Genomic DNA, 4,774 nt, shown 5'->3' on the forward strand with positions numbered 1-4,774 from the left:
GACGCGGATGAAACTGAGTATACGCTTCATATGAGATTTGACGGCCAGGCGCGTAAGGTTCAGGCGTTGGGCGATCTCCTCGTGGCTAAGTTCTTCCTGCTTTGCGAGCCGGTAAATTTCCTGTTGGTGAACAGGCAGCTTGCCAATTACTTCTTCTAAAAAGCATTCATATTCATGCTCCTGGATAAGCTGTTCCGTGGTATTGGCAGACTGGTTAAGGTAATTCAGCTCGCTGGCCAGGTTCGAGAAAGCAGTGTTTGAGCGATAGGCGTCGTAAACCTGCTTCCTCACCATTCCCCGCAGATAGCCTCCCAGATTCAGGACTTCTTCCATTTTCTCACGTCGGAGCCAGATATCCATGAAAATGTCCTGAACCACCTCTTCGGCGGCTTCCTTTGAGTCAAGAAATTTCAGTGCAACCCGGTAAACTCTGGGGCTGTACTCCCCGAAGATTTGCGCGAACGCCGACTCGTCACCCCGCGCCAGTGCAGCGAGGGTTTCTCTTTCGTCGAAAAGGTTACGGGAATTCATGATTACCAATGATCGTGTCGCGTGACCTCAAATATATCTTTTGTTTTGCTTCTTTAGTAGATTGAGGATTAACTTAATAAAAAATTAAAACATAGAGTTGTAAGGTGCCTTGAAAAGCATGAAGCAACCACAGTAATCCCGGAAAAGCTGGATCCGATTCCAGGATTACTGTTGAAGGACGCAACTTCTGCGTTAAGCCTTTGAAGAATCCAGTTTCCGGTAAGCCCAGTAAAATACCTGCGGCAAAACGGTGAAGGACAAAAACATACAGATGATCAGTCCGCCGACGATCATAATCGCGAGCGGCTTCTGGATTTCGGAGCCCATTCCGTTGGACAATGCAGCGGGTAAAAGTCCGAGCGAGCCCATTAAAGCAATCATGATCACCGGGCGGATCCGTCCGTAAAGACCGTCTGAAATGGCCTGCCGGAGGGCCATTTTGTGCAGGAGATTATCTTTCATCACATGCACCAGAATGATCCCGTCGATCGTACAAACGCCGAGTAGAATGATAAAACCGATCCCGGCTGAAATCCCGAAAATAGTACCCGTAGCCCACAGCGAAAGGAAGCCGCCGATGAATGCAAATGGAATGGTGATCAGTGAGATAGCCGTATCTTTCACATTCCCGAAATTCATATATAACAGAAACACAATCAGCATCAATGCAGCCGGAACGATCACCGCCAGCTGTGCGGTTGCGCGCTCTTTGCTTTCAAATTCCCCTGCCCATTCCACCTTCGCATTTTTGGTAAATTTCACATTGTCTTTCACCACTTTCTGCGCTTCGGCGATGGTGCTGCCCAGGTCGCGTCCATCGATGCTGAAACCGATGCCGATGTAGCGGCTGCTGCCTTCGCGGTAAATGAAGGACGGGCCGGTTTTGGTGCCGATGGTGGCGATTTCCTTTAATGGCACTTCGTGGTCGTCGAGCGACGGGATCAGGATATTGCCGATTTCTTCCTGCGTATTGCGGTACTTTTCCTGGTAGCGCACGGTGATGTCAAACAGCCGGTCGTTTTCGTAAAAAGTAGACGCCGCTTTTCCTCCGATCGTCATTTCGATCACCGCCTGGGCGTCGGCCATGGATACGCCGTGGCGCGCCATGCGGCCTTCGTCGAGCTTAATGTTGAGCTCAGGCAGACCGATGTTCCGGTACACAAGAATGTCCGTAACACCTTCTACACCTTTCAGTTGCGCTGCTACTTCGTCGGCCTGGCGTTCCATATCCTGCAAATCGTCGCCGAAAACTTTCACCACCAGCGAGCTTTTCACCCCGGCCACATATTCTTCCACATTATCCTGGATCGGCTGACTGAATCCAAAGGTAATCCCCGGAAAAGCGCCGAGTACTTCCTTCATTTCGCGCAGCAATTCTTCCTTTGTGATTTTGCGCGTCCATTCACTTTCCGGTTTGAGCTGAATGTGAAATTCATTGTTGAAGAAGCCGGTCGGATCGGTACCGTCGTTCGGGCGGCCGGTCTGGCTCATCACAAAGGATACTTCCTTGAAAGAGCGCAAAGTATCGCGCAGTGCATTGCTGGATTTGACAGACTGTTCGAGGTTGATGCTGTTAGGCAACGTCGCCCTCACATAAATAGCGCCTTCATTGAGTTTTGGAATAAACTCCGTCCCATAAGTCAGGAATTTCCCCACACAAACCGCAAACAGAACCACAAATGATACCATCACCAGCTTCCTGTTCCGGTCGCTCCATTGATAGAGCTTGAAGATGTTGTTCCGGAAAAAATTCACGACCGGATTATTAATCTCCCGCACATTCCTTTGCAGCAAAACCTTGCACATCGCCGGCACAAAAGTCAGACTCAAGATCAGCGAGCCGATCAATGCATAACCCAATGTAAATGCGAGTGGCGAGAACATTTTTCCCTCTACTTTCTGGAAAGAGAAAATCGGCAGCAATGCGACAATCAGAATAATTTGTGCAAAGAAAATATGCGGCGCTACGTGCCTGACACTGCGTTTAATCAGTCCGAGTTTCGACATTTTATTAAACCTGTCGACGCCCATTTTCAGCGAACTTCGTTCGAGGTCTACGTAAATTTTTTCCACGATCACCATCGTCCCTTCCAGCAATAACCCAAAGTCAATCGCCCCCAACGAGATCAGGTTGGCCGGCAAGCCCTGAATGCGCAGCATCGTAATCGCAAACAAGAACGAAAGCGGGATTACCAGCGCCACCGTGAGCGTGGTACGCCAGTTGAACAAAAACACAAAAACAATGACCGAAACGAGCACAATGCCCTCGGCGAGGTTGTGTGTGACGGTATTTACTGTTGCGTCCACCAACTCGGTCCTGTCGATCACCGGGACGATTTTCACGTCGGCCGGAAGAATGCGGTTGTTCAGATCGGCAATCGTATTTTCCAGCTTTTCAATGACTTCGCTCGGATTTTCACCCCGCAGCATCACCACAATCCCCTCGACCAGGTCCTTCTCCTCTCCCAGCCCGACCTGACCCAGCCGCGGCTTTGCAGTGATTTCCACATCGGCCACCTGCTTCACCAGCACAGGTGTATTTCCTTTTACATTAATCAGAATGTTCTCGATATCCTTTACGCTTTCCAGCAAACCCATCCCGCGCACCACATAAGCCTGATCGCCTTTCTGGATCACATCCCCGCCGACATTAATATTGCTTTTTCCCACCGCATCGTACACATCGAGCGGCGTGAGGTTGTATTGGGCGAGTAATGCAGGGTTCACACGGATCTCATAGATTTTTTCCTCACCCCCAAAACTTGCCACCGTAGCCACGCCCGGCACTGCGACCAGCTCGCGCTCGATCACCCATTCCTGCAATGCAGTAAGCTCCTTGATCGGCCGCTCGCTTTTGATCACATACCTGAAAATCTCGCCCGTAGCCCCATAAGGCGGCTCGATCTCGGCCTCGGCGCCAGCGGGCATTTCAATGTTATTAAGGCGCGTAGACGCATATTGCTGCGCATAAAAATCCTCCACCTTATCCTCAAACAAGACCGTTACCACCGACAAACCGAACAGCGAAATGGACCTGACCTGCGACTTTTTCGGGATCGTGTTCATTTCCTTCATCACAGGCAGCGTAATGAATTTTTCGACTTCCTCGGCGCTGCGGCCGGGCCACTGTGTGATGATCCGCGCGCGGGTGTTGGTCACGTCCGGGAATGCCTCAATGGGCGTGTGGATGTAGCTCACCACGCCCACCACGGCCAACAGGGCCGTCATGAAAAATATGATCATCGTATTCCTCAGCGAAAAGGATACGATGCCTTGCGTTAATTTCTGCATAAGTATCTGTTAGTTTTCCTGACTGAGGACTTCCGAAAAAAGTAGCAGCTGATTGTTCACGACCACTTTTTCGCCCGCCGCAATGCCGCTTTTGAAGAAAAGCCGGTCATTGTCTTTCACGTCGACCGTTACTTTGCGCGGTTCGAGCGTATTATCAGGTTTCTGGATGAGGAGGTAGTTTTCGTTGTTGTAAAAAATCATCGCGTCGGCAGGTACGCCCACTGCCATTTCTCCGGAATTTTTCTTCACGACGGCTTCAATGGTCAGGCCGGGTTTGAGTTTCAGGCTTTTGTTCTGCATCCTGATCCGAGCTTTGAGAACACGTTCCTGTGGGTCGAAAACCTGGGAAATGTCGGAGATCGTGCCTTCGAAAAAGTCGTCGGGATAAGCTTTGGATTTGATTACGGCTTTCATGCCGGTTTGTACAAATGGCAGGTCGACGGCGTATACATTCGTCGTCACCCACACTTCGGACAGATCTGAAATTGTAAACAGATTGGGCTCGGTGTTGCTGATCTGCGTCCCGTCGGACATATTGTTTTCCACCACATATCCGCTCACCGGCGCCTTGATCTGGAACACGCCTCGTTCCGAACTTGCATTATAAAGCGTGAGATTGGATTTGATTTTCTCTATTTCGGATTTCAAAATCTCCGTTTCGCTCTGCGCTTCCGCCAGGTCTTTTTCCGACGCAATGCGGTCTTCGAACATGGATTTGGTAGAGGCGAGCTTGCGCTCCGCCACCTTCAACTGTGTTTCCAGCACCTTGCCCTGCGTGTTCAGCTCCGAAAGTTCGGCGCTGCGCATTTCGGCGAGTACCTGTCCTTTTTTGACCCGGTCACCCAATGAAATGTAAGACTTGGTGATCACACCCGTCACCAGACTGGCGTAGCGGACTACCTGATTGGGATTGTATTCAATCTGACCTGTGAGACGAATGGATTCGGTAACC

General features: G+C 50.4%; 3 protein-coding genes. All 3 read right to left on the reverse strand.

Translation table 11 applies throughout. The annotated features are described in order from the left end of the window. The coding region (locus ACTIE6_RS07985; protein ID WP_439556136.1) for an RNA polymerase sigma factor at window positions 1–531 on the reverse strand (531 nt) is incomplete at its 3' end. A gap of 192 nt (window positions 532–723) precedes the next feature. After that, a complete protein-coding gene (locus tag ACTIE6_RS07990; protein WP_439556137.1) occupies window positions 724–3,822 on the reverse strand; it encodes an efflux RND transporter permease subunit in 3,099 nt (1,032 codons plus the stop codon). Window positions 3,823–3,831: 9 nt separating this feature from the next. Continuing rightward, window positions 3,832–4,774 (reverse strand): efflux RND transporter periplasmic adaptor subunit (locus ACTIE6_RS07995; RefSeq protein ID WP_439556138.1); only part of this gene is annotated, 943 nt, incomplete at its 5' end.

This window comes from Dyadobacter sp. (genome assembly GCF_051859145.1).
In the GTDB taxonomy this organism is placed as follows: Bacteria; Bacteroidota; Bacteroidia; order Cytophagales; family Spirosomataceae; genus Dyadobacter.